Origin of the sequence: Mesorhizobium sp. B2-6-4, assembly GCF_006441495.1 — a bacterium.
GTDB lineage: Bacteria > Pseudomonadota > Alphaproteobacteria > Rhizobiales > Rhizobiaceae > Mesorhizobium.
In genome coordinates this window covers 127,080-147,882 of the sequence record NZ_VFUE01000006.1, presented here as the reverse complement: position 1 = coordinate 147,882, position 20,803 = coordinate 127,080, and the positions used below count along the sequence as shown (strand labels likewise).

The window sequence follows — 20,803 nt, the reverse complement described above, 5'->3', positions numbered from 1 at the left end:
TTTAGCCTTACTTGTTCTTCGGGCTATTTCTTGACCGCCGCCGCGACTTCCGCCGCGAAATCGGTCGCTTCCTTCTCGATGCCTTCGCCGAGCGCGAAACGCAGATAGGCCGAGATCTTGGCCGGAGCGCCGATCTCCTTCTCGGCATCCTTCAGCGCCTTCTCGACGGTAATGTCGGGATTGAGCACGAAGGCCTGCTTCAGAAGCACGACTTCCTCGTAGAACTTGCGCAGCCGACCCTCGACCATCTTCTCGATGATCGCCTCCGGCTTGCCGGACTGGCGCGCCTGGTCGGCGAAGATCGCCTTCTCGCGCTCGACTGCCGCGGGATCGAGTTCCTCGGTGGTCAGCGCCATCGGGTTGGTGGCGGCGACATGCATGGCGACCTGGCGGGCGAATGCATTGGCCGCGTGCTCGTTGCCCGTGGTCTCGATAGCGACCAGGACGCCCAGCTTGCCAAGGCCGTCGGCAACCGCGTTGTGAACATAGGTCGCGACGGCGCCGTGCGGAACGGTGAGCTTGGCCGAACGGCGGAAGCCCATGTTCTCGCCGATGGTACCGACGGCGTCCTTGATGGTGTCGGTGACCGACTTGTCCGAACCCGGGTACTTCGCGGCAGCCACGGCCTCGCTCGTGCCATAGGCCAGCGCCACCTTGGCGACGTTGGCGACGATCTCCTGGAAGGCGGCGTTGCGGGCTACGAAGTCGGTCTCGGAATTGACCTCGACGACCGCGGCCTCGCGCACGCCGGAATCGACGCCGATCAGGCCCTCGGCCGCGGTGCGGCCTGCCTTCTTGTCGGCCTTGGAGATACCCTTCTTGCGCAGCCAGTCGACGGCTTCTTCCATGTTGCCGTTGGTCTCGTTCAACGCCGCCTTGCAGTCCATCATGCCCGCGCCGGTCAAGTCGCGGAGTTCTTTGACCTGTGCAGCCGAAATGCTCATTGTCGCCTCTTTGTTCAAATGCGCCGACGCACCATCGAATCTCGACGGTGCGTCCGTTTAACGCGTCAAAATATTAGAAAGATGAAGGCCGTGACCGGCCCTCGCTATCACGCTTCCGGAGTTTCCGCCGCCGGAGTTTCGCCGAGCACCGGCTCGACCGGAGCTTCCACCGAAGCGCCGATGTCGACACCCAGCGCGCCCTGCTGGCGGGCGATGCCGTCGATGGCAGCCTTCGCGATGAGGTCGCAATAGAGCTGGATGGCGCGCGCGGCGTCGTCATTGCCGGGGATCGGGAAGTCGATCTTGTCCGGATCGCAGTTCGAGTCGATGATGGCGACGACCGGAATGCCAAGGCGCTTGGCCTCGAGGATGGCGATCGCTTCCTTGTTGGTGTCGATCACGAACATCAGGTCGGGCGTCGAGCCCATGTCCTTGATGCCGCCGAGAGCCTTGTCGAGCTTCTCGCGCTCGCGGTCGAGATTGAGACGCTCCTTCTTGGTCAACCCTTGCGCCTCGCCGGCCAGCATCTCGTCGAGCTTGCGCAGGCGCTGGATCGAGTTCGAGATCGTCTTCCAGTTGGTCAGCATGCCGCCCAGCCAACGCGAGTTGACATAGTACTGGGCCGAACGCTGCGCGGCATCGGCGACGATGTCGGACGCCTGGCGCTTGGTGCCGACGAACAGCACGCGGCCGCCCTTGGCGACGGTGTCGGAAACCTGCTTCAGCGCCTGGTGCAGCAACGGCACCGTTTGGCTGAGGTCGATGATGTGGATGTTGTTGCGGGCGCCGTAGATATAGGGCGCCATCTTCGGGTTCCAGCGGTGGGTCTGGTGGCCGAAGTGAATGCCAGCTTCCAAAAGCTGGCGCATGCTGAAATCAGGCAGAGCCATTCTCATTTTCCTTTCCGGTTAGCCTCCACGGACACAGGCATTTTCGGACGAAGTCCTCGATGCCACCGGAGGTTTCAGCCGGATTTCTCCCGGGCAGACACCAAAGTCCGTGTGTGGAATGAGCGCGCATATAGAGGGGAAGTGCTCCAAACGCAAGCGCAACGACGCATTGCGGCGCGCCTGCGGCGATCCGCGCGTGCCCTCAACGCTTTATCTTACCCTTTGGCACCCTCACCCGCCGGAAGATCGCGACGATCTCCTCGCGGCTGCACTCGACGGCGCCGAGCCGCACCGCGCGGTCGCGCTCGAAACCGGTTATGTCATAATGCGGCGCCGATGTCTTCGGCGGCCCCTGGTAGGATGAGCGCTTGATGCCGAGTTGCGCGGCGAAACGATGCAGTTCATCGGTGTCGTCGGCCATCAGATGGCACCAGCGATGGCCAACCCATTTCCAGATCGCCGCGTCGACATAGACCGCCATGAGGCTCGCCGCATTCCTTCTTCCGCCGACCGGTACCGGCGACGAGCGATGATAGAAGGGATTCGCACAGAAGATGAAGCGGCCGGCGGCCTCGAGAAGATGAGAAGCCGCCGCGACGCTTTCAAGCCGTGGACCGCGACGGCGCTGCGTCGAGGCAAATCGAAGTTTATTTCGTCGGGCAGGCCTTCGTCTGGTCGAAAAGCGACAGATTGACCAGCTTGCCGGTCATGGAGAAATCGCCATAGTCCATGGTTAGATCGCGGGTGATGCCGTTCTCGTGCAGCTTGAAGCTGATCCGGTATTCCGGCGTCTCTTCTCCGTTCTTGGCACTGTCGTCGAAATAGGCGATGTCGACCGGCCAGTATTTGTCGGTGGCAAGCTTGGCCAGCGCCGGCGCTTCCGGATCGGCCTTGTCGGCATCGGTCCTCTTGCCGACGACGACGGTGGTGGACATCACCTTGTTGGCGTCCTCGGAACCGTCGAACAGATTGGTTTGATAGAAGTTTTCACCCTTCTCGGCCTTGTCGATCAATTCGACCAGGTGCTGGGTCGGAAACTGGGTGGCGGCAAGTTCCAGGCTGTTCTTCTCGGGCTTGTCGATATCGACCTTCAGCCCTTTCGTTTCCTTCGTGGCGACGCCCTTGACCTCCTTGTCGAGGTTCTGATCGACGAAGGATTTGGTCACGAACGAGAAGGTCTTGCCTTCGGCGTCTTCGAAGGTCGTCGTCTGCTGATCGGTCAGCTTGGTGTTGTCGCTGGTGGCAATCTGAGTGACAAAGCGGAATTTCACCGTGTAGCCTTCGCAGGCCGAGCCGTTGAATTCATAGACCATGCGACCGGTAATGCCGGTGATGCCGGAGCGGTCGTCCGCCTTCTTGAGGGTAAGGTCGTAGACGGCGCGATGCGCCTGCAGCGCCGGCACGGCGAAAGCGGGACCTATCGAAAAGACCGCCGGCAACAGGACGGCATGGAATGCAAGGCGCGTTGCGCGCATGAGAGGCTCCGATCGTCGCGGCTGATGGCAGGCCGCAGGGAAAGATGGTCCAGCTTAAAAAAAGTCGTGGCGGAAGCGAGGCAAAAATAGCAATTTCGGCCCGGCTGACGCGGCGCCTTCCAGCAATAGGGAAAAGCAATGAGTGAAACAATCGAAAAGCGGCTAAACGACCTCGGGGTCACCATTCCCGCGGCCGCGGCGCCTGCCGCCAACTACGTGCCGCATTGCAGGACCGGAAACCTGCTTTTCACCGCCGGACAATTGCCGCTCAAGGACGGTAAGCTGCAGGCGAGCGGACTGCTTGGCCGCGACGTCGACACAGCAACCGGCAAGGAAGCGGCAAAATACTGCGCGATCAACATTCTGGCACAGGCCAAGGCGGCACTTGGCGATCTTGAGAAGATACGCCGGCTGGTCAAGATCACCGTCTTCGTCGCCTCGGCGCCGGATTTCGTCGAGCAGCATCTGGTCGCAAACGGCGCCTCCGATTTCCTGGTGGCGGCGCTCGGCGAGCGCGGCAAGCATGCCCGTTCCGCCGTCGGCACGGCTTCGCTGCCGCTTAATGCCGCGGTGGAAATCGAAGCGATCTTCGAAGTCGAGTGAGCGAGCCTGACATGACCGACCTTTCCTGGCTGATTGCCCGGCCTGTCGCCCATCGCGGCTTTCACGACATGAACAAGACGCGCTGGGAAAACACCCTCTCCGCCTTTGCCGCCGCGGCCGAACGCGGCTATGCCATCGAATGCGACGTGCACCTGTCGTCGGACGGAGTTCCCGTCATTATCCATGATGGCGACTTGCAGCGGCTGACTGGGCACGACGGTTTCGTCTGGCAGCGCACGGCGGCCGAACTGGCAGCGCTCAAGGTCGGCGGCACGTCTGATCATGTGCCGACGCTGCGCGAGGCGCTCGATCTGATCGACGGGCGGGTGCCGCTGGTGGTCGAACTGAAAGGCATGGCTGGATACGACAATGGCCTGGTGGCGAGCGTCGGTAGGCTGCTCAAGCGCTACAAGGGCAAGGTGGCGATCATGTCGTTCGACCACTGGCTGATCCGCGATTTCGCCAGGGATGCGCCGGGCATCCCGGCTGGATTGACCGCCTATGGCAAGGACGACAGGCTGATCGAAGCGCATTTCGCCATGCTGGCGCATCAGATCGCCTTCACCTCCTACGCAGCGGGCGACCTGCCGAATCCATTCGTCAGCTTTGTCCGTGAACGGCTCAAAATGCCGGTCATCACCTGGACGGTGCATGACCAGCCGGCGGTCGACCTTACATTCAAATATGCGGACCAGATGACGTTCGAAGGGTTCGAGCCCGATCTGGTCAAGGTCGCTTGATATGGGTGCCTAGAACGTGACTTGTAGCGGTCCGGATGGAGCTTAAATAAGCCTCATGGATCAGGGCGACGACGGCGACGGGCAAACGGTTGATGCGGAGTATGCGATCCGCATTGCGGCGGGCATCGGCGCCTTCACCTGCGAAGAGTGGGACGGTTTCGCCGGGACCACGCGCAGTGATGCCGAAAACGGTTATAACCCCCTCGTTTCATATGCTTTCCTGAGCGCACTCGAGGATTCCGGCTGCGCCGTGCGGCGCACTGGCTGGCAAGGTCATCATCTCAGGCTGGAGAATGGTCAAGGCACGCTGCTCGGCGCGGTCCCTTGCTATCTCAAGTCACACAGCCAGGGCGAATATGTGTTCGATCACGGCTGGTCGGATGCCTTCGAGCGCGCCGGCGGCCGTTATTATCCCAAGCTGCAATGCTCGGTACCGTTCACGCCGGTCACCGGCCCTCGCCTGCTGGTGAGCAGGGGCCAGCATTCCGGCACCGTCAAGGCCGGGCTCGCCGCGGGATTGAAGGCAGTGGCGGAAAAGCTCGGCGTCTCTTCCGCGCATGTCACCTTCGCGCAGGAGAGCGACGTGGACGTGCTGGAGGCGGCGGGCTTCCTGCATCGCACCGACCAGCAGTTCCACTTCGTCAACGAGGGCTTCTCGACCTATGACGATTTCCTCGCCACGCTCGCCTCCCGCAAGCGCAAGGCCATGAAGAAGGAGCGCCGCGAGGCGCTTGCCGACGGCATCTCCATCGACTGGCTTACCGGCAAGGACCTTACAGAACGGGCCTGGGACGATTTCTTCGCCTTCTACATGGACACCGGCAGCCGCAAATGGGGCCGGCCCTATCTGAACCGCGAATTCTTCTCGCTGATCGGCGAGCGCATGGCCGAGGACATCCTGCTGGTGATGGCCAGGCGCAACGGCCGCTACATTGCCGGCGCTATCAACTTCATCGGCTCGGATGCGCTCTACGGCCGCAACTGGGGCTGCATCGAGGATCATCCGTTCCTGCATTTCGAGGTCTGCTATCACCAGGCCATCGACTTCGCCATCGAACGCAAGCTGAAGGTGGTCGAGGCGGGCGCACAGGGCGAACACAAGCTGGCGCGAGGCTACCGGCCGGTGATCATGCATTCCGCGCATTACATCGCCCATCCCGGCCTGCGCAACGCCATCGCCGACTATCTCAGGCGCGAACGGCGCGAGGTGGAACGCATGAGCGAATATCTCGAAGAACACACGCCATTCCGCAAGGATCTGGAGGAGTAGGCCATCCTGCAGGGCAGGAGCATATGTCAGGTTCGGCATCCCTGGGTTGGCAGTGCACGCCTGTCGAGATCGGCTTCATCGATCTCGCCCGATCGTCTTGCCGCTCACGAGAGGCTTCGCTACACCAATTAGCGAGGCACAATCCGGAGCGTTCGCCATGGCCGAAACCGCCTATGACACCGACAACATCTTTGCCAAGATCCTGCGCGGTGAAATTCCCTCGCACCGCGTCTACGAGGACGAAGCGGTCGTTGCCTTCATGGATGTGATGCCACAGGGGCCAGGCCATACGCTGGTGGTGCCGAAGACGCCTTCGCGCAATCTGCTCGACGCCGATCCGGCAACGTTCGGCCCGCTTTTCACAGTCGTGCAGAAGGTGGCGCTCGCCGTCCGCGAGGCATTCAAGGCCGATGGCGTCACCGTGATGCAGTTCAACGAGCCGGCTTCCGGGCAGACCGTCTATCACCTTCACGTCCACGTCATTCCGCGCTTCGAAGGCATCGCGCTGAAGCCGCATACGGGCCAGATGGAGAAACCCGAGGTGCTGGCCGAGAATGCCGGCCGGATAAAGGCGGCCATGCCGCTATCCTGACGCCTGGCTTTCAGCTGCCCCCATTGCGGCCGTCTGGGGAAGTTGCGCATCGAAAACGATGAACCCGAGCCGCCAGCATATCAGCGTGATCGCCATTCCGCTGAACATCTACCAAATTGTGCCCGCCGTGGACGACGATCGCGCCGCGCGGCCGAGATTCCCCCATCGCCGGCTGAGAGCACGCGATCAGGATAGCTTTTCCCTGGAGAATGCCGACAGCCTCTCAAACGCCGTCGGAGGCTCTACATTTTGCCTGAGGCGCCCGCGGATCGCATCCGCACATTGTGCTGGCGTCAGCAGCGATGTGTCGACTTCCAGATCATACACGCCAGGCCGGTGTACCTCCTCCTGCCACAGGCGCAACGCCAACGGCACGGAGTCGTCGGGCGATCCCGTCACATATCCCCTCCCCGCCGGACTGTCGGCGCGCCTCTGCATGATGATTTCGATCGGGCAGCGGACACCGACAAACAGAACCGGCAGGCCTGCGAGGCGCTGGGCGCAATCGACAAGGCAATCAAGGGGTCGCGAATAGCTGTCGTGATGACCGAGATCGGCCACGACATTCAACCCCACTCGGCTGTGGGCGGCGATCGATTCGTAGAGCGCGGCGTAGAACCTCGGCACGAGACCCTCGATATCCGGGCGCTCGCCGCCGGGCCGCAAACCTATCCCCGGGCGACAGCGCAGCGGCGTGACCTGCTCATAGGTGTCGACCCCCAGGTTCATCCATGGGCCCTCGAAGCTCTCCTGAACTGCCTGGACGATGCTCGATTTCCCCGATCGCGGTGCGCCGTTGAGGATGATGATCTGGCCTGGTTCAGACATAAAATTCCCCATCTCATGGAGGCACTTGACCGGAACGGCATCCAACGCGCCGCCATGGTCTGGTCCCGCGGAGCGAACTCCTTCACCAACGAGGCCATGGTCTCCGAGATCGGCGATGCGTACAGTCTGGGCGCTACTTTCGGAAACGACTTTTCGCGCATGCTCGTTACCGGCAAGGCGCCGTCGGGATTGCATATCTCGATACCGTTGGGCCAACATATAAAATCGTTCCTCGGCGGTAAGCCGAAATACGCGGCCTGCGAGGCCTTCGGCCGGGCACCCGGCCTGTCCGGCATGGTCGGCGCCAAGGTGGGAGCACCGCCGTCCTGGACGGACAAATCAGCCAAAATCCGCCCGACGCCGCTTGCTGTCCAGGGGCCGCCGGCAACGCTTCAGTGATCGTCCCTTTGTGCCAACAAAAAAGCCCCGTTTCCGGGGCTTTTTCGAGGGAGTGACTATCAGCTCTTGCGCGGCAGTTGCGGCACCAGGCTGCGCTTGCCGCCGTCCTTGCCCTTGGGCTCGGGCTTCTGCGCGACGGCCTTCTTGACCGCCGGCTTCTTGGCCACTGCCTTGCGCTGCTTGGGGGTGTCTTCCGGTTCTTCCTTCTTGGGCTTCACCGGTGCCTCGTCGGCGAGCGATTCGAGCTTCAGGCCGGTCTCGCCGGTTTCCTTCTTCTCGACGCTGACGCGCACCGTGCCGCCCTTCTTGAGCTTGCCGAACAGCACTTCGTCTGCCAGCGGCTTCTTGATGTGCTCCTGGATGACGCGGCCGAGCGGACGCGCACCCATGCGCTCGTCATAGCCCTTGTCGGCGAGCCAGGCGATCGCATCCGGCGACAGGTCGAAGGTGACGCCACGCTCGGAGAGCTGGGCCTCTAGCTGCATGACGAACTTCTGCACCACCTGATGGATAACCGGCACCGGCAGCGAGCCGAACGGGATGATCGCATCGAGACGGTTGCGGAACTCCGGCGTGAACAGCCTGTTGATCGCCTCGACATCGTCGCCTTCGCGCTTGGTCGAACCGAAGCCGATCGCCGCGCGCTGGGCATCCGACGCGCCCGCATTGGTGGTCATGATTAGGATCACATTGCGGAAGTCGATTTGCTTGCCGTTGTGGTCGGTCAGCTTGCCATGGTCCATCACCTGCAACAGGATGTTGAACAGGTCCGGATGCGCCTTCTCGACCTCGTCCAGCAGCAGCACGCAATGCGGATGCTGGTCGACGCCATCGGTCAAAAGGCCGCCCTGATCGAAGCCGACATAGCCGGGAGGCGCGCCGATCAACCGAGAGACCGTGTGGCGTTCCATGTATTCCGACATGTCGAAACGGATCAGCTCGACGCCGAGCGACGCAGCCAATTGCTTGGCGACTTCGGTCTTGCCGACGCCGGTCGGACCCGAGAACAGATAGGAGCCGATCGGCTTCTCCGGTTCGCGCAGGCCGGCACGCGCCAGCTTGATCGCCGAGGTCAGCGCGGTGATCGCGGTGTCCTGGCCGTAGACGACGCGCTTCAGCTCGATGTCGAGACCCTGCAGCACCTTCTCGTCATCGGCCGAAACAGTCTTCGGCGGGATCCGCGCCATGGTGGCGATCGTCGCTTCGATCTCCTTGATGCCGATGGTCTTCTTGCGCTTGGCCTCCGGCACCAGCATCTGCGAGGCGCCGGTCTCGTCGATCACGTCGATCGCCTTGTCCGGCAGCTTGCGGTCGTTGATGTAGCGCGCCGACAGCTCAACCGAAGCCTTGATGGCTTCCGTCGTGTAGCGGACCTTGTGGAACTCCTCGAAATAGGGCTTCAGGCCCTTCATGATCTCGATGGCGTCCTCGATGGTCGGCTCGTTGACGTCGATCTTCTGGAAGCGACGTACGAGCGCGCGGTCCTTCTCAAAGAACTGGCGGAACTCCTTGTAGGTTGTCGAACCGATGCAGCGGATCGCACCCGAAGACAGTGCCGGCTTCAACAGGTTGGACGCATCCATGGCGCCGCCGGACGTCGCGCCGGCGCCAATGACGGTGTGGATCTCGTCGATGAACAGCACAGCGCCCGGATAATCCTCGAGCTCCTTGACGACCTGCTTCAGCCGCTCTTCGAAATCGCCGCGATAGCGCGTGCCGGCCAAAAGCGTGCCCATGTCGAGCGCGAAGATGGTGGCGTTGTGCAAGACTTCCGGAACATCACCCTCGACGATGCGCTTGGCGAGGCCCTCGGCGATCGCCGTCTTGCCGACGCCGGGATCGCCGACATAGAGCGGATTGTTCTTGGAACGGCGGCACAGTACCTGGATGGTGCGGTTGATCTCGGACTCGCGCCCGATCAACGGATCGATCTTGCCGGCCTTGGCCTTGTTGTTGAGATTGACGCAATAAGCGGTCAGCGCGTCCTGCTGCTGCTTCTTCTTGCCGCCTTCCTCTTGCGGCTCGGCGCCGTTCGCGCCACCCTGCTCGTCATCGGCGCCGCGCGGCGAACGCGTCTCCGACGCGCCCGGACGCTTGGCGATGCCGTGCGAGATGTAGTTGACCGCGTCGTAACGGGTCATCTGCTGTTCCTGCAGGAAATAGGCGGCATGGCTCTCGCGCTCGGCGAAGATGGCGACGAGCACGTTGGCGCCGGAGACCTCTTCGCGGCCGGACGACTGCACATGGATCACCGCACGCTGAATGACGCGCTGGAAGCCGGCGGTCGGCTTGGAATCCTCGTCATAGCCGGTAACCAGATTGTCGAGCTCGGTGTCGATATAGGTGAGAACAGTGTGCTTCAACTCGTCGAGATCGACATTGCAGGCGCGCATGACGGCGGCCGCCTCGGTGTCGTCGATCAGGGCGAGCAGCAGATGTTCAAGGGTTGCATATTCATGGTGCCGCTCGTTGGCGAGCGTCAGCGCTTGGTGAAGCGCCTTTTCCAGGCCTTGGGAGAAAGCCGGCATGTTACCTCACTTCTTCTCCATCACGCATTGCAGCGGATGCTGATTTTGTCGGGCGAAATCCATGACCTGGGACACTTTGGTCTCGGCCACCTCGAATGTATAGACCCCGCACTCGCCCACTCCATGATTGTGAACATGAAGCATGATGCGTGTGGCGGCTTCGCGGTCCTTCTGGAAAAAACGTTCCAGCACGTGAACCACGAACTCCATCGGTGTGTAGTCGTCGTTCAGGATGAGGACCCGATAGAGGCTGGGTTTCTTGGTCTTGGTCTTTGTGCGCGTGATGACCGCCGTGCCGCGGCCGGCCTCATTGCCGTCGCCGCTGCCGTTCTGCATCCGTGCCCTTGTGGCAGTCAAACCGATCGTCACGTAATCCTGCCTCTTTCGAATCCTCATGCGAGTTCGACATGTAGGTGTTCGATGGACGATTTTAAGCCCTTCTGGTTAGCTGACAATATGGCTAGGTGCCCAACTTGGCGGATTTTCGCAATCGTGAAGGCGAGCCAGGCCCCTGATCGGAAATTGACATGAAAAAACCCGGCCACGCTGGCGCGGCCGGGCTCTGTCTTGGCCCAATGGGCCCAGATCTCGTACTGCCGAACGAAATTACTTCGCCTTGGCAACGATCGATTCGAACGGCTTGTAGGCTTCCTTGGCGAGTTCGGCATAGAGGTCGCCGATCTTGGTGGCCTCGGCGACGAACGCCTCATAGGACTGCTTGGCATAGTCGGACTGGACCTCGATCGCCTTGTCGAGCGACTTGGCCGAAACAATCTTCTCGAAAGCGGCGCTGCCGGCTTCGAAGCTCTTCTTGGTGTATTCGCCGGCCTCGGCCGCAATTGCCTGCGCGCCCTTGGACAAAGAGGCGAAGCTCTTCAAGCCGGTGTCGGCGAACTCTTTGCCGTATTTGCTGAAGTCCTCATAGGTCTGCGTCATTTCAATTCTCCCTGGACGGTTGATGCGCCCTGCCCCGAGCGCCTTGTGCAATGCACTCGAATATATTGTGCGACGCACAAAAGTCAAGAAATCGCCAGCTTCCGTCCTAGCCGGTGTGGGCAATGGCTAAAATTCGAATAAACAGAGGCTCAAACCACCAGAAAATGGTGAACGCGGCGGTTACCATAAACGGATTGGTAACGCTGCCCCGATAGCTTGCCCGGAAGTGAGGCAGGATCCCTTTGCCGCCTCCAGCGCAACAAGAAATTCAAAGGAACTATCAGTGCGTCAGGCGTTGTCGGGCATCGTTTCCAAATCCGCGTCCCCTTTCAAAACGGTCATGATCATCGCCGTGGCGATGACCATCGTCGTTGCAAGTGCGGCCCCGTCGCTCGCCGCGAAGTCCGCGGCCATCGTGGTCGACGCCAAGACCGGCAAGGTGCTCTACTCCTCGGATGCCAACGCCCGGCGTTATCCCGCCTCGCTCACCAAGATGATGACGCTTTATTTGACTTTCGAGGCTCTGGCCAAGGGCAAGATCAGCCGGAACTCGCCGGTCGTCTTCTCGGCTCATGCCGCGGCAGAGCCGCCGACGAAGCTCGGCGTGAAGCCGGGCGGATCGGTGGCGGTCGAGACCGCCATCCTGTCGATGGTGACCAAATCGGCCAATGATTCGGCCACCGCGCTCGGCGAAATGCTCGGCGGCAACGAGACCAACTTCGCCCGCATGATGACTGCCAAGGCGCGGCAGCTCGGTATGAACGGCACCGTGTTCCGCAACGCCAACGGCTTGCCCGATCCCGGCCAGTTCACCACTGCGCGCGACATGGCAACGCTCGGCATCGCGCTGCGCGAACATTTCCCGCAATATTACGGCTATTTCTCGCAGCGCTCCTTCCTCTATGGCCGCCAGCGCATCAACGGCCACAACCGCCTGCTTGGACGCATCAAGGGCGTCGACGGCATCAAGACCGGCTACACCCGCGCTTCGGGCTTCAACCTGGTTTCGTCGGTTTCCGACGGCAACCGTCGCATTGTCGGCGTGGTCATGGGCGGCACCTCGGGCAGCAGCCGCGACAATCAGATGGCGGCCCTGATCAACACCTATCTGCCGCGGGCATCGACCCGAGGCGGCGGCGATCTGGTCGCCAAGGCCGATAGCGGCAACCCGGTGACGGCATTGGCCAAGGTGCTGTTGCCCAAGCACGACGCACCGACTCCGGATGAGAAGCCGATGGCGGTGGCCAGCGCCGATGACGCGGACGAGGCCGTTGCCGACGACGCGACGGTAGCCCAGGGCGACAGCGAGGACGCCGACGATAACGCAGCCGAAGAAACCAAAGTGGTTGTTCCGGCAAAGAAGGTGAAGACGGTTATCGTCTCCGCCCCCAAGGTCGCCACGGCACAGGTGGTGTCCGCTTATGCCGAGCCCGCGCCGGCCGTCGACCCGGTCAATACCGCGTCGGTGCCGTCGGGTTGGGCCATTCAGGTCGCCTCGTCGCCGAAACAGTCCGAAGCCCAGGCCTTCCTCGACAAGACCACCAAGCAGGCGCCCAAGGCGCTGGCAGATGCCTCCGGCTTCACCGTCGCCTTCGACAAGGACGGCGTCACGTACTACCGCGCCCGCTTCGGCGGCTTCGGTTCCAAGACCGCGGCCTGGAAGGCCTGCACCGCCCTCAAGAAGAAGAAAATCGAGTGCTACGCCGTCCAGCAGTAGGGACGGCGTAGAAGATATCTCCCGGAAAATTTCTGCGTCGAAGGAGACTAGTTGTGATTGGAGAGCAAGACGTCCTTGGCTTCGTTGATCCGCGCCGCCAGGAAAGACGTGCCGCCGATATCGGGGTGCAGGCGTTGCATCAGGCGGCGGTGCGCCTTGCGGACATCCGCCGCGGCGGCCCCCGCTTCAAGACCAAGGACCTTGTAGGCCTCCTCCTTAGTCATGGCGCCCGGACCTGGCGCAATACCCAGCCCTTCGCCACTGTGCGCCTCAGCGTTTTTGCGCCAGACGGGAAATCTGCCGTCAAGATACGTCTCTAGCAGTTGCCGGCTCTCCGGGTCACCGGAGAGTTCGCGAAACAGCTGCAGCAATTCGGCTTTGCCCATCGCACCAAGCATCTTGCCTTCATGGCGGCCTGCCAGGACAAGGCCTTCAAGGCCTCCTGTATCGTGATCGAGGTCCATTTCCAGCGCCGCTGTGCGTACGGTCGAGCGTCTCCGCGCCGGCATCACGGCTCGCCGGTTCAGCCGCATCGAGCCGTACCAGGCGATCGCTGCGAGCAGGATGATGCCGCCGAGACCGCCGCGCCCGACCAGCAGCACGGCGCCCCCGACCAACGCCAGCAAAACCGGCCCAACCTTCCTCATGTCGCCTGCAAGCCTGCTCGGGTCGGCCCGCACGAAAGCCGTTGCCAGGCCCATCAGCACCAGCAGCAATGCGACGACAGCGATGATCGCGCCTACCATATTCCACTGCCCCGTGAATGCCTGGCGATCGGCCGGTTTTCCAGACTATTCCTGAACACGAGCATGCCGCCACCGGGTGTTATTTCTGCGCCGCAATCATGACCTTGCGCGACACATGGTCCGCATCCCACCACGCCGCGGCGCGATGTGGTCGGCGCGAGTGCGTCAGATATCGAAACCGGATGGTTCCTATCGCTCATGATTTTCAAGATGTGGCGTTGTCGCGACGCTTGCAAGTCCAACGGACAGCAACATTGAGGGCCAGCAACCGCAGTCCGCCTATACGGGCCGACCATGCCGCCAGATTGCCCCGGAGCAAGCCAACTGGCTGCTCGGAGCAAGCCAATGGGCTGCTCGGAGCAAGCCGATAGTGATTTAGAGCAGGCCGAGATCGGCGAGCTCGCGCCGGAGTTTCGGCGGCATTTCGACCTGCCCCGGCTTGCCCTTGCCGAGATCGGCGGGTGCATCCGATGGCTTTAGATAGCGCCAGCCCTGAAAGGCGCGGCGCGGCTGCCAGTCGGTGCGCACCACTTGCGGATCCAGCATCAGATGGCAGCGGCCGATGCCCTCGTCATCGGTGAATGGCCGGATCTCGGTGATCAACTGCCGGCATTGCACACTTCCCTTGATCACCCAGTAGAGCGAGCCACCGTCGGTAACCTCATCGGCGCGCGTCGGCACCATGCGGGTGGTGTGCCAATGCTCGGCCGGTTCGCCGGCACGGCGCCGCTCGTCGAGGCGGAACGCGATCCATTCTTCGAGATCCTCGACGCTGTCGCAGCCGACGCAGAGCTTTAGGAGGTTGAGAGCCATTGCCCAAGATTTAATCCGTCGCACGGATGCGTCAACGGCCTGAGCAAGTTCTCCACAGTGCCAGCGGGCTGAAGCTGTGCCTGACGCTCCTGCCTATGGCCAGGATGGGAGTGAGTGTCATAGGCGCGCGGAGCTATTCAGCAGGGACGGATTGGGTCGCGTCTGTCACCAGTCGGATGAGGCCAAGCGTTTTCAGCCGATACTCCATCGCTAGCCGGGAAACATCAAAACGCAATGCTAAGTCGTGGATTGTCGTCACGCCTTCATTCAAAAGCCGTTCGATCGTAACCTTCGGCATGAGAAGGCTGGACGCAAACTGGTTGGCCTGAACCTCATGCTTGTAGTCGAGGGGGCGCTCTGGATTGCGGTTGGCCGCTTCGTCAAAAAGACGGTCCAGGTGCTTGTGCTTCTTGAGGAGATCTCGGTGCATCATGAAATGGCCGAGTTCGTGAGCGGCAGTGAAGCGCTTACGTTGTGGTCCGTCGTTGATGTTGACAGCAATCGTGCAATGCCACCCGTCATACTCGATGTAACCGGACTCGCCTGGCGGCATGTCGCGTTCAACGTAAGTAAGCCCGATCTCGCCGATTATGGCCTTTACATTCACCGGCGCCACTAGCGCGTATTTTTGAACGATCGCGTTAACATTTCCGTAATTGATCATGGCTCGTCTCCGTCGAGACTGTTCACAATAGCTTGAGCATCGTCAGTGACCCTACTTGTAGTTCCAAGAGAGTTTTTCAACGCCAACTGGTCTGCCATCTCGCGGCTTACCATTGCGGGCAGTTCCGATCTTACCAGATTCTCCGCGGTTTTGCGTGCAATTTCGCCGGACAACGAGTGGAGTGACTGATAGCCCCAAACGGCCAGCATAGCGATGAAAATGCCAAGCGCCGTCAGAAGCACACCCAAGGCGGCAAGGACGATCGTTACGACCTCAACCGACGTAAACCCCGACACTACATAATAGCCGCGCCCGATGAACAGGTACGCCAGACAAAAGAACATCGCGATGTTCATAACGAACATGATACCAAATATGAATCGGCGAGCGCCTCGCATACTTACCCCTCCCAGGCCATAAATCGGTGATGACACAGCGCGCTCTACCGAAAACATGCACCGCGAGGTGGTATATCATCAAAAGCAGATGCTGATGCCGAAGTTTGATCTAAGTTGCGGCGCCCAATGTGCGCCAGCCCTCAACACTCCACCACATTTACCGCCAGTCCGCCGAGGCTGGTCTCCTTGTACTTCTCGTTCATGTCGAGGCCGGTCTGGCGCATCGTCTCGATCGCCGCATCCAGCGGCACGAAATGGGTGCCGTCACCTTTGATGGCAAGCGAGGCGGCCGTCACCGCCTTGACCGCGCCCAGCGCGTTGCGCTCGATGCAAGGCACCTGCACCAGCCCGCCGACCGGATCGCAGGTCATGCCCAGATGGTGCTCCAGCGCGATCTCGGCGGCGTTCTCGACCTGTTCGGGCGTGCCGCCCATGACGGCGCACAGGCCGGCCGCTGCCATGGCCGAAGCCGAGCCGACTTCGCCCTGGCAGCCGACCTCGGCGCCGGAGATGGACGCATTGGACTTGATGATGCCGCCGACGGCGGCTGCCGTGAGCAGGAAATCGCGAATGCTGGGCTGGTCGGCCTCGGGATGGAAATGCAGCCAGTAGCGCAGCACCGCCGGCAAGGTGCCGGCCGCGCCGTTGGTCGGCGCGGTGACGACGCGCCCGCCGGCCGCATTCTCCTCGTTGACGGCCATGGCATAGATCGACAGCCAGTCATTGGCGAGCAGCGGATTGGGCCGGTTCTGCTGCCACTGCTCCTGCAGCTTGTCGTGCAATTGCCTGGCCCGGCGGCGCACCTTCAGCCCGCCCGGCATGATGCCGTCCTGCGACAGGCCGCGCTCGATGCAACTCTTCATGGCACCCCAGATGGCGTCGAGGCCGGCGTCGAGCTCATCGCGCGACATTTGTGTTTCCTCGTTGACCCGCTTCATCTCGGCAATGGAAAGGCCGCTCTTGCCAGCCATCTTCAGCATCTCGAGGGCGTTCTTGAAGGGATAAGGGACTTTTTTGCCTTCGGTCGTCACCGAACCCTTGGCTTTCATGCGCTGCAGCTCTTCTTCCGAAACCACGAAGCCGCCGCCGATCGAATAATAGATGCGCTTGAGCAGCAGGCGGTCGCCGGCATCATAGGCATAAAACGCCATGCCGTTGGCGTGGCCGGTGAGCGGCGTCTTGCGGTCGAGCACCAGGTCGCCGGCCGTATCGAAACGGTAGGAGGGGTGGCCGGGCGGTGAAACCAGCTTGTCGGCGGTGATACGAGCGACAATGCCGTCCGCCTGGTCAGGGTCGACCGTCTGCGGCGTCTGCCCGGCAAGGCCGAGAATGACGGCACGGTCACTGCCATGGCCGATGCCGGTATAGGCGAGCGAGCCGTGCAGGCTGGCGCCGATGCGAGCAACCTTGGCGCCGGCCGGACGCGGCCAGTCGTCTCCGGCGATCTCGTCGAGGAAACGGCGGGCGGCCGTCATCGGTCCCATCGTGTGCGAACTCGATGGTCCGATGCCGATCTTGAACAGGTCGAAAACCGAAAGGAACACGCGCCACAATCTCCCGAAGCCGCTCTGGGACTACATATAGGAACTCCTGCGATGTTTCCGCTGTTTTGAACGGCGCGGCGCAGCGCCTGCCGACCTTGTTTGCTCCGGCAGCGACATATCCGTCGCTGCCGCGGACGATCGAAGCAATCGCACTGGATGTGATAGGATTCGCCAATGGGCGATTCCCTCGATCTTTCGACAGCCGATCTCGCGGCGTTGGCGTTCTTCCTCATTGCGTGGGTTTTGCATACGCTCGCCTCGGACGGTGTGCTGGTCAGCCGCATGTCCCTGACAACGGCGATGAATGCGCAGCGGCAAGCCTGGATGCACCGGATGGCCGAGCGTGAGATCCGCATCGTCGACACAGCCATCATGGGTGGCCTGCAGCAAGGCACCGCCTTCTTCGCCTCCAGCTCCCTGATCGCGCTTGGCGGCTGCTTTGCCTTGCTCGGTGCCTCCGACCGCGTCCTCGAGGTGTTGAGCACCCTGCCTCTGGGCGGCGCCCCGTCGCGCCCGGCTTTTCAGATCAAGGTGCTGGGACTGGTGCTGATCCTGGCGTTTTCGTTCTTCAAGTTCGGCTGGGCCTACCGTCTGTTCAACTATTGCTCGATCCTGATCGGTGCTGTGCCGATCCCACATGGCGAAGCCTCGCGCAACCCGGTCACCGAAACGGCGGTGTGGAGGGCGGCGCAGATGAACATGCTGGCAGGCAAGCATTTCAACTCCGGCCTGCGCGGCGTGTTCTTTTCGATCGGCTATCTCGGCTGGTTCGTCGATCCGGTGGTGTTCGTGCTGTCGACGCTTCTGCTCCTGGCCGTTCTGGTGCGGCGCCAGTTCTTCTCGGCGGCGCGCCGCGCCGTGATCGGTCAGCCGCCAGGTGCGGAAAAAGGCCGATCGATGCGGCCGGACAGCCAATAGGCGAACAGCCCTATCCATTCGCGGATCGCCATGGTGGCCGCCTGCAGCGCATCGGCCGGATTGTCGCGGAACAGGCCAATGCCTTCGTCTCCCGACGTTCGATAGTCGACCGGCCAGGGGACGGTCGCGAAGCCGGCCTTGTCGAACAGCGCCTTGGCGCGCGGCATATGGTAGGCAGAGGTGACCAGCAGCCAGGTTTCGCCCGGCTTCGGCGCTATCAAGGCCTTGGTGAAGACGGCATTCTCATAGGTGTTGCGCGATTTGCCCTCGAGGATCAGGCGCTCCGGCGTCACGCCAAGCGCGCCAAGCAGGCGCGGCGCGGTGGCGGCATCGCCCTCGCCGTCGAGGAACAATTCGCCATTGCCGCCGGAGACGACCACCTTGGCGTCGGGAAAGCGCCGCGCCAGCACGGCCGTCTCGACCATCCGGTCGCCGCCGCTGTTCAGCTCATAACCGCCGCGCACCAGATTGATGCCGCCCTCGAAGCCGCCGCCGAGCACGACGATGCCATCGACTTTTTGCGGCAGCGGCGGGCGCGGAAAGCGTTCCTCCAGCGGGTTGAGCAGCAATGCGCCGAGCGAGGTCCAGGCCGAAAGCGCCAGAACCAAAAACGCCAGCACGCCGCCGGTGGCTGCCAGCCGCGGGCGGCCGAAAAATGCCGAGACCAGCCCCGCCAGCAGCAGGAAGATCGTCAGGTTGAGCGGCTGGATAAAGAACCAGAAGATTTTCGAAAGATAAAAGAACATCCCTCACCCCTTAGATGAGAAACGATCCTACCACCACTTCTCCGGCTGGAACGTTCCGGCCGCCTGCTCGATGACGGCAGCGGTCTGGAACAGCGTCTCTTCTTCGAACGGCCTGCCGATCAGTTGCAGGCCGAGCGGCAAGCCCTTGGGGTCTAGGCCGGCGGGCACCGCAATGCCCGGCAGGCCCGCCATGTTCACGGTGACGGTGAAGATGTCGTTCAGGTACATCTTCACCGGATCGGAAGCCATGTCCTCGTCTGCAATGCCGAAGGCGGCAGATGGCGTCGCCGGTGTCAGGATGACATCAACGCCGGCGGCAAAGACGTTCTCGAAGTCCCGCTTGATCAGATTGCGCACCTTCTGCGCCTGCAGATAGTAGGCGTCGTAATAGCCCGCCGACAGCACATAGGTGCCGATCATGATCCGGCGCTTGACCTCGCGGCCAAAGCCGGCGGCGCGGGTCTTCTCATACATCTCGACGATGTCCTTGCCCGGCACGCGAAGGCCGTAGCGGACGCCGTCATAGCGCGCAAGGTTGGACGAGGCTTCGGCGGGCGCCACGATGTAATAGGCCGGTAGCGCGTATTTGGTGTGCGGCAAGGAGATGTCGACGATCTCGGCGCCAGCATCCCTGAGCCAGGCAATGCCCTTCTGCCAAAGGGCCTCGATCTCCTCCGGCATGCCGTCGACGCGGTATTCCCGGGGAATCCCAACCTTCATGCCCTTGATCGGCTTGCCGATCGCCGCCTCGTAGTCCGGCACCGGCCGGTCCACCGAGGTCGTATCCTTCGGATCGACGGAGGCCATCGATCTGAGCAGGATCGCGGCATCGCGCACGTCGCGCGCGATCGGCCCGGCCTGGTCGAGCGACGAGGCGAAGGCGACGATACCCCAGCGCGAGCAGCGGCCATAGGTCGGCTTGATGCCGACCGTGCCGGTGAACGCGGCCGGCTGGCGGATCGAGCCGCCAGTGTCGGTGGCCGTGGCGCCCGCGCACAGGAAAGCCGAGACGGCGGAGGCCGAGCCGCCCGACGAGCCACCCGGCACCAGCTGCGCATTGTCCAGGGTGCGCGCGGTCCTGGTGCCGCCGGCCGAAACGAAGCCGCCATCGCCCTGATGCGTGGTCGGCATCACCATCGTATCGACGCGCGAACGCCGCCACGGGTTGACCACCGGCCCGTAATAGGACGTCTCGTTGGACGAGCCCATGGCGAACTCGTCCATGTTGAGCTTGCCCAGCATGACCGCCCCGTCAGCCCACAGATTGGAGGTGACGGTCGATTCGTAATGCGGCTTGAAACCGTCGAGCACATGGCTGCAGGCCTGGGTGTGCACGCCCTCGGTGCCGAACAGGTCCTTAATGCCGAGCGGAATGCCTTCCAGCGCACCGCCCTCGCCTTTGACCAGCCTGGCGTCGGAGGCCTTGGCCATGTCGCGCGCCTTGTCGCCGGTCACCACGACGTAGGCGTTGAGCGCCGGATTGGCGCGCTCGATCGCAGCAAGATAGGCGTCGGCGATCTCGGTCGCGGTGATTTCCTTGGCGCGCAGCTTGGCGCGGGCCTGCGAAATCGTCAGTCGGGTCAGGTCGCTCATCAGGCAAGGCTCTTTTCGTAAAACACCGACCACTCGGAATCGGGATAATCCAGCACCGGACCGCAACGCGAGAAGCCGGAACGTTCATAGACAGCCCAGGCGGCAGGATGGCGATCGCCCGTCTCCAGCACCAGACGCTTCAATCCTTCCTCGCGCGCCAGCGCTTCGACACGCTCCACGATCCTGGCGCCGATTTTCTGGCCGCGATGCGTGGGCCGCGTGTACATGCGCTTGACCTCGCCGACGGCGCCGTCATGGCGCTTCAGCGCCCCGCAACCGATTGCAAAACCGTCGTCGCGGACGACGAAGACCGTGGTGTCCGGGCCGGCCATCTGCTCGACGGTCAGGTGATAGCAGTGTTCCGGCGGCGTCAGTTCGAGCAGCGTCTCGTTGAGCTCCGCGACCAAGCCGCGCACATCGTCCTGCAGCGGCGTCTCGATGGCGATTTCGATGGCCATC

The 20,803-nt window shown here is 62.3% G+C and carries 22 protein-coding genes and 1 pseudogene; 7 read left to right on the top strand and 16 right to left on the bottom strand.

Annotation, left to right across the window (positions count from 1 at the left end; all coding sequences use genetic code 11):
• Positions 1–23: 23 nt before the first annotated feature.
• From tsf to FJ426_RS10395, 4 genes are all read right to left on the bottom strand, one after another.
• Entirely contained in the window at positions 24–944 is a 921-nt protein-coding gene (gene tsf, locus FJ426_RS10410; protein ID WP_140498706.1) for a translation elongation factor Ts, read from the bottom strand.
• A gap of 107 nt (positions 945–1,051) precedes the next feature.
• Positions 1,052–1,834, bottom strand: coding sequence for a 30S ribosomal protein S2 (rpsB, locus tag FJ426_RS10405; RefSeq protein ID WP_140498708.1), 783 nt, complete (start codon positions 1,832–1,834; stop codon positions 1,052–1,054).
• Positions 1,835–2,036: 202 nt separating this feature from the next.
• Positions 2,037–2,315, bottom strand: coding sequence for a DUF4031 domain-containing protein (locus FJ426_RS10400; RefSeq protein WP_140498710.1), 279 nt, complete (start codon positions 2,313–2,315; stop codon positions 2,037–2,039).
• Positions 2,316–2,481: 166 nt separating this feature from the next.
• Complete coding sequence (locus FJ426_RS10395; RefSeq protein WP_140525242.1) at positions 2,482–3,309, bottom strand: cell envelope integrity EipB family protein; 828 nt, start codon at positions 3,307–3,309, stop codon at positions 2,482–2,484.
• A 138-nt stretch (positions 3,310–3,447) separates the two neighbouring features.
• Between FJ426_RS10395 and FJ426_RS10390 the strand changes: the two genes are divergently transcribed.
• The 4 genes from FJ426_RS10390 (at position 3,448) to FJ426_RS10375 (ending at position 6,514) form a co-directional block, all read left to right on the top strand.
• Complete coding sequence (locus tag FJ426_RS10390) at positions 3,448–3,912, top strand: RidA family protein (protein ID WP_140498713.1); 465 nt, start codon at positions 3,448–3,450, stop codon at positions 3,910–3,912.
• 11 nt (positions 3,913–3,923) lie between these two features.
• Complete coding sequence (locus FJ426_RS10385; protein WP_140498715.1) at positions 3,924–4,652, top strand: glycerophosphodiester phosphodiesterase; 729 nt, start codon at positions 3,924–3,926, stop codon at positions 4,650–4,652.
• Positions 4,653–4,707: 55 nt separating this feature from the next.
• Positions 4,708–5,922 (top strand): GNAT family N-acetyltransferase, encoded by a 1,215-nt coding sequence (locus FJ426_RS10380; protein ID WP_140560943.1) that lies wholly within the window; start codon positions 4,708–4,710, stop codon positions 5,920–5,922.
• Positions 5,923–6,079: 157 nt separating this feature from the next.
• Positions 6,080–6,514: an HIT family protein gene (locus FJ426_RS10375; protein ID WP_140560942.1), complete on the top strand. Its 435-nt coding sequence runs from the start codon at positions 6,080–6,082 to the stop codon at positions 6,512–6,514.
• Positions 6,515–6,700: 186 nt separating this feature from the next.
• On the opposite strand, the gene FJ426_RS10370 is transcribed toward FJ426_RS10375, so the two are convergent.
• Positions 6,701–7,342: a chloramphenicol phosphotransferase gene (locus tag FJ426_RS10370; RefSeq protein WP_140560966.1), complete on the bottom strand. Its 642-nt coding sequence runs from the start codon at positions 7,340–7,342 to the stop codon at positions 6,701–6,703.
• Positions 7,343–7,360: 18 nt separating this feature from the next.
• Between FJ426_RS10370 and FJ426_RS10365 the strand changes: the two are divergent.
• Positions 7,361–7,741: pseudogene (locus FJ426_RS10365) on the top strand (hypothetical protein); the annotation flags it as partial.
• Between the two features lie 59 nt (positions 7,742–7,800).
• Here the strand turns inward: FJ426_RS10365 and clpA are convergent.
• The 3 genes from clpA to FJ426_RS10350 form a co-directional block, all read right to left on the bottom strand.
• Positions 7,801–10,269, bottom strand: coding sequence for an ATP-dependent Clp protease ATP-binding subunit ClpA (gene clpA / locus FJ426_RS10360; RefSeq protein ID WP_140515345.1), 2,469 nt, complete (start codon positions 10,267–10,269; stop codon positions 7,801–7,803).
• Positions 10,270–10,275: 6 nt separating this feature from the next.
• Positions 10,276–10,605, bottom strand: a complete 330-nt coding sequence (gene clpS / locus FJ426_RS10355; RefSeq protein ID WP_027051901.1) for an ATP-dependent Clp protease adapter ClpS — start codon at positions 10,603–10,605, stop codon at positions 10,276–10,278.
• Between the two features lie 270 nt (positions 10,606–10,875).
• Positions 10,876–11,205 carry a phasin family protein gene (locus FJ426_RS10350; protein WP_140498728.1) on the bottom strand — a complete coding sequence of 110 codons (330 nt, stop codon included), beginning with the start codon at positions 11,203–11,205 and terminating at the stop codon, positions 10,876–10,878.
• Positions 11,206–11,488: 283 nt separating this feature from the next.
• On the opposite strand from FJ426_RS10350, the gene FJ426_RS10345 reads away from it, so the two are divergent.
• Entirely contained in the window at positions 11,489–12,922 is a 1,434-nt protein-coding gene (locus FJ426_RS10345; protein WP_140525248.1) for a D-alanyl-D-alanine carboxypeptidase, read from the top strand.
• Between the two features lie 47 nt (positions 12,923–12,969).
• On the opposite strand, the gene FJ426_RS10340 is transcribed toward FJ426_RS10345, so the two are convergent.
• The 5 genes from FJ426_RS10340 to FJ426_RS10320 form a co-directional block, all read right to left on the bottom strand.
• On the bottom strand, positions 12,970–13,668 hold the full coding sequence (locus FJ426_RS10340; RefSeq protein ID WP_140498732.1) for a DnaJ domain-containing protein: 699 nt from the start codon (positions 13,666–13,668) through the stop codon (positions 12,970–12,972).
• A gap of 375 nt (positions 13,669–14,043) precedes the next feature.
• Positions 14,044–14,481, bottom strand: coding sequence for a DUF1489 family protein (locus tag FJ426_RS10335; protein ID WP_140498734.1), 438 nt, complete (start codon positions 14,479–14,481; stop codon positions 14,044–14,046).
• A 133-nt stretch (positions 14,482–14,614) separates the two neighbouring features.
• Positions 14,615–15,145, bottom strand: a complete 531-nt coding sequence (locus FJ426_RS10330; protein ID WP_140560940.1) for an ImmA/IrrE family metallo-endopeptidase — start codon at positions 15,143–15,145, stop codon at positions 14,615–14,617.
• Positions 15,142–15,501 (bottom strand): hypothetical protein, encoded by a 360-nt coding sequence (locus FJ426_RS10325; protein WP_140560939.1) that lies wholly within the window; start codon positions 15,499–15,501, stop codon positions 15,142–15,144. The genes FJ426_RS10330 and FJ426_RS10325 overlap by 4 nt, the downstream gene beginning before the upstream one ends.
• A 182-nt stretch (positions 15,502–15,683) precedes the next feature.
• The gene (locus FJ426_RS10320) at positions 15,684–17,087 is read right to left on the bottom strand and encodes an L-serine ammonia-lyase (protein WP_140525249.1); all 1,404 of its coding nucleotides are present in this window, start codon (positions 17,085–17,087) and stop codon (positions 15,684–15,686) included.
• A gap of 174 nt (positions 17,088–17,261) precedes the next feature.
• On the opposite strand from FJ426_RS10320, the gene FJ426_RS10315 reads away from it, so the two are divergent.
• A complete protein-coding gene (locus tag FJ426_RS10315) occupies positions 17,262–18,005 on the top strand; it encodes a DUF599 domain-containing protein (RefSeq protein WP_140525250.1) in 744 nt (247 codons plus the stop codon).
• On the opposite strand, the gene FJ426_RS10310 is transcribed toward FJ426_RS10315, so the two are convergent.
• The 3 genes from FJ426_RS10310 to FJ426_RS10300 are packed head-to-tail and all read right to left on the bottom strand — an operon-like array spanning position 17,954 to position 20,802.
• On the bottom strand, positions 17,954–18,751 hold the full coding sequence (locus FJ426_RS10310) for a YdcF family protein (protein ID WP_140525251.1): 798 nt from the start codon (positions 18,749–18,751) through the stop codon (positions 17,954–17,956). The genes FJ426_RS10315 and FJ426_RS10310 overlap by 52 nt on opposite strands.
• 27 nt (positions 18,752–18,778) lie before the next feature.
• Positions 18,779–20,344 carry an amidase family protein gene (locus FJ426_RS10305; RefSeq protein ID WP_140525252.1) on the bottom strand — a complete coding sequence of 522 codons (1,566 nt, stop codon included), beginning with the start codon at positions 20,342–20,344 and terminating at the stop codon, positions 18,779–18,781.
• Positions 20,344–20,802, bottom strand: coding sequence for a GNAT family N-acetyltransferase (locus tag FJ426_RS10300; RefSeq protein WP_140525253.1), 459 nt, complete (start codon positions 20,800–20,802; stop codon positions 20,344–20,346). Before FJ426_RS10300 ends, FJ426_RS10305 begins: the two co-directional genes overlap by 1 nt.
• Between the last annotated feature and the right edge of the window lies 1 nt (position 20,803).

Excerpts from the sequence above, each read along its gene's own strand:
- FJ426_RS10370 (WP_140560966.1), bottom strand. The coding sequence starts at position 7,342 with ATGTCTGAACCAGGCCAGATCATCATCCTCAACGGCGCACCGCGATCG.
- clpA (WP_140515345.1), bottom strand. The coding sequence starts at position 10,269 with ATGCCGGCTTTCTCCCAAGGCCTGGAAAAGGCGCTTCACCAAGCGCTG.
- FJ426_RS10340 (WP_140498732.1), bottom strand. The coding sequence starts at position 13,668 with ATGGTAGGCGCGATCATCGCTGTCGTCGCATTGCTGCTGGTGCTGATG.
- FJ426_RS10400 (WP_140498710.1), bottom strand. The coding sequence starts at position 2,315 with ATGGCGGTCTATGTCGACGCGGCGATCTGGAAATGGGTTGGCCATCGC.
- tsf (WP_140498706.1), bottom strand. The coding sequence starts at position 944 with ATGAGCATTTCGGCTGCACAGGTCAAAGAACTCCGCGACTTGACCGGC.
- FJ426_RS10330 (WP_140560940.1), bottom strand. The coding sequence starts at position 15,145 with ATGATCAATTACGGAAATGTTAACGCGATCGTTCAAAAATACGCGCTA.
- FJ426_RS10385 (WP_140498715.1), top strand. The coding sequence starts at position 3,924 with ATGACCGACCTTTCCTGGCTGATTGCCCGGCCTGTCGCCCATCGCGGC.
- FJ426_RS10305 (WP_140525252.1), bottom strand. The coding sequence starts at position 20,344 with ATGAGCGACCTGACCCGACTGACGATTTCGCAGGCCCGCGCCAAGCTG.
- rpsB (WP_140498708.1), bottom strand. The coding sequence starts at position 1,834 with ATGGCTCTGCCTGATTTCAGCATGCGCCAGCTTTTGGAAGCTGGCATT.
- FJ426_RS10300 (WP_140525253.1), bottom strand. The coding sequence starts at position 20,802 with ATGGCCATCGAAATCGCCATCGAGACGCCGCTGCAGGACGATGTGCGC.
- FJ426_RS10375 (WP_140560942.1), top strand. The coding sequence starts at position 6,080 with ATGGCCGAAACCGCCTATGACACCGACAACATCTTTGCCAAGATCCTG.
- FJ426_RS10310 (WP_140525251.1), bottom strand. The coding sequence starts at position 18,751 with ATGTTCTTTTATCTTTCGAAAATCTTCTGGTTCTTTATCCAGCCGCTC.
- FJ426_RS10395 (WP_140525242.1), bottom strand. The coding sequence starts at position 3,309 with ATGCGCGCAACGCGCCTTGCATTCCATGCCGTCCTGTTGCCGGCGGTC.
- FJ426_RS10335 (WP_140498734.1), bottom strand. The coding sequence starts at position 14,481 with ATGGCTCTCAACCTCCTAAAGCTCTGCGTCGGCTGCGACAGCGTCGAG.
- FJ426_RS10350 (WP_140498728.1), bottom strand. The coding sequence starts at position 11,205 with ATGACGCAGACCTATGAGGACTTCAGCAAATACGGCAAAGAGTTCGCC.
- FJ426_RS10380 (WP_140560943.1), top strand. The coding sequence starts at position 4,708 with ATGGATCAGGGCGACGACGGCGACGGGCAAACGGTTGATGCGGAGTAT.
- FJ426_RS10390 (WP_140498713.1), top strand. The coding sequence starts at position 3,448 with ATGAGTGAAACAATCGAAAAGCGGCTAAACGACCTCGGGGTCACCATT.
- FJ426_RS10315 (WP_140525250.1), top strand. The coding sequence starts at position 17,262 with ATGGGCGATTCCCTCGATCTTTCGACAGCCGATCTCGCGGCGTTGGCG.
- clpS (WP_027051901.1), bottom strand. The coding sequence starts at position 10,605 with ATGCAGAACGGCAGCGGCGACGGCAATGAGGCCGGCCGCGGCACGGCG.
- FJ426_RS10325 (WP_140560939.1), bottom strand. The coding sequence starts at position 15,501 with ATGAACATCGCGATGTTCTTTTGTCTGGCGTACCTGTTCATCGGGCGC.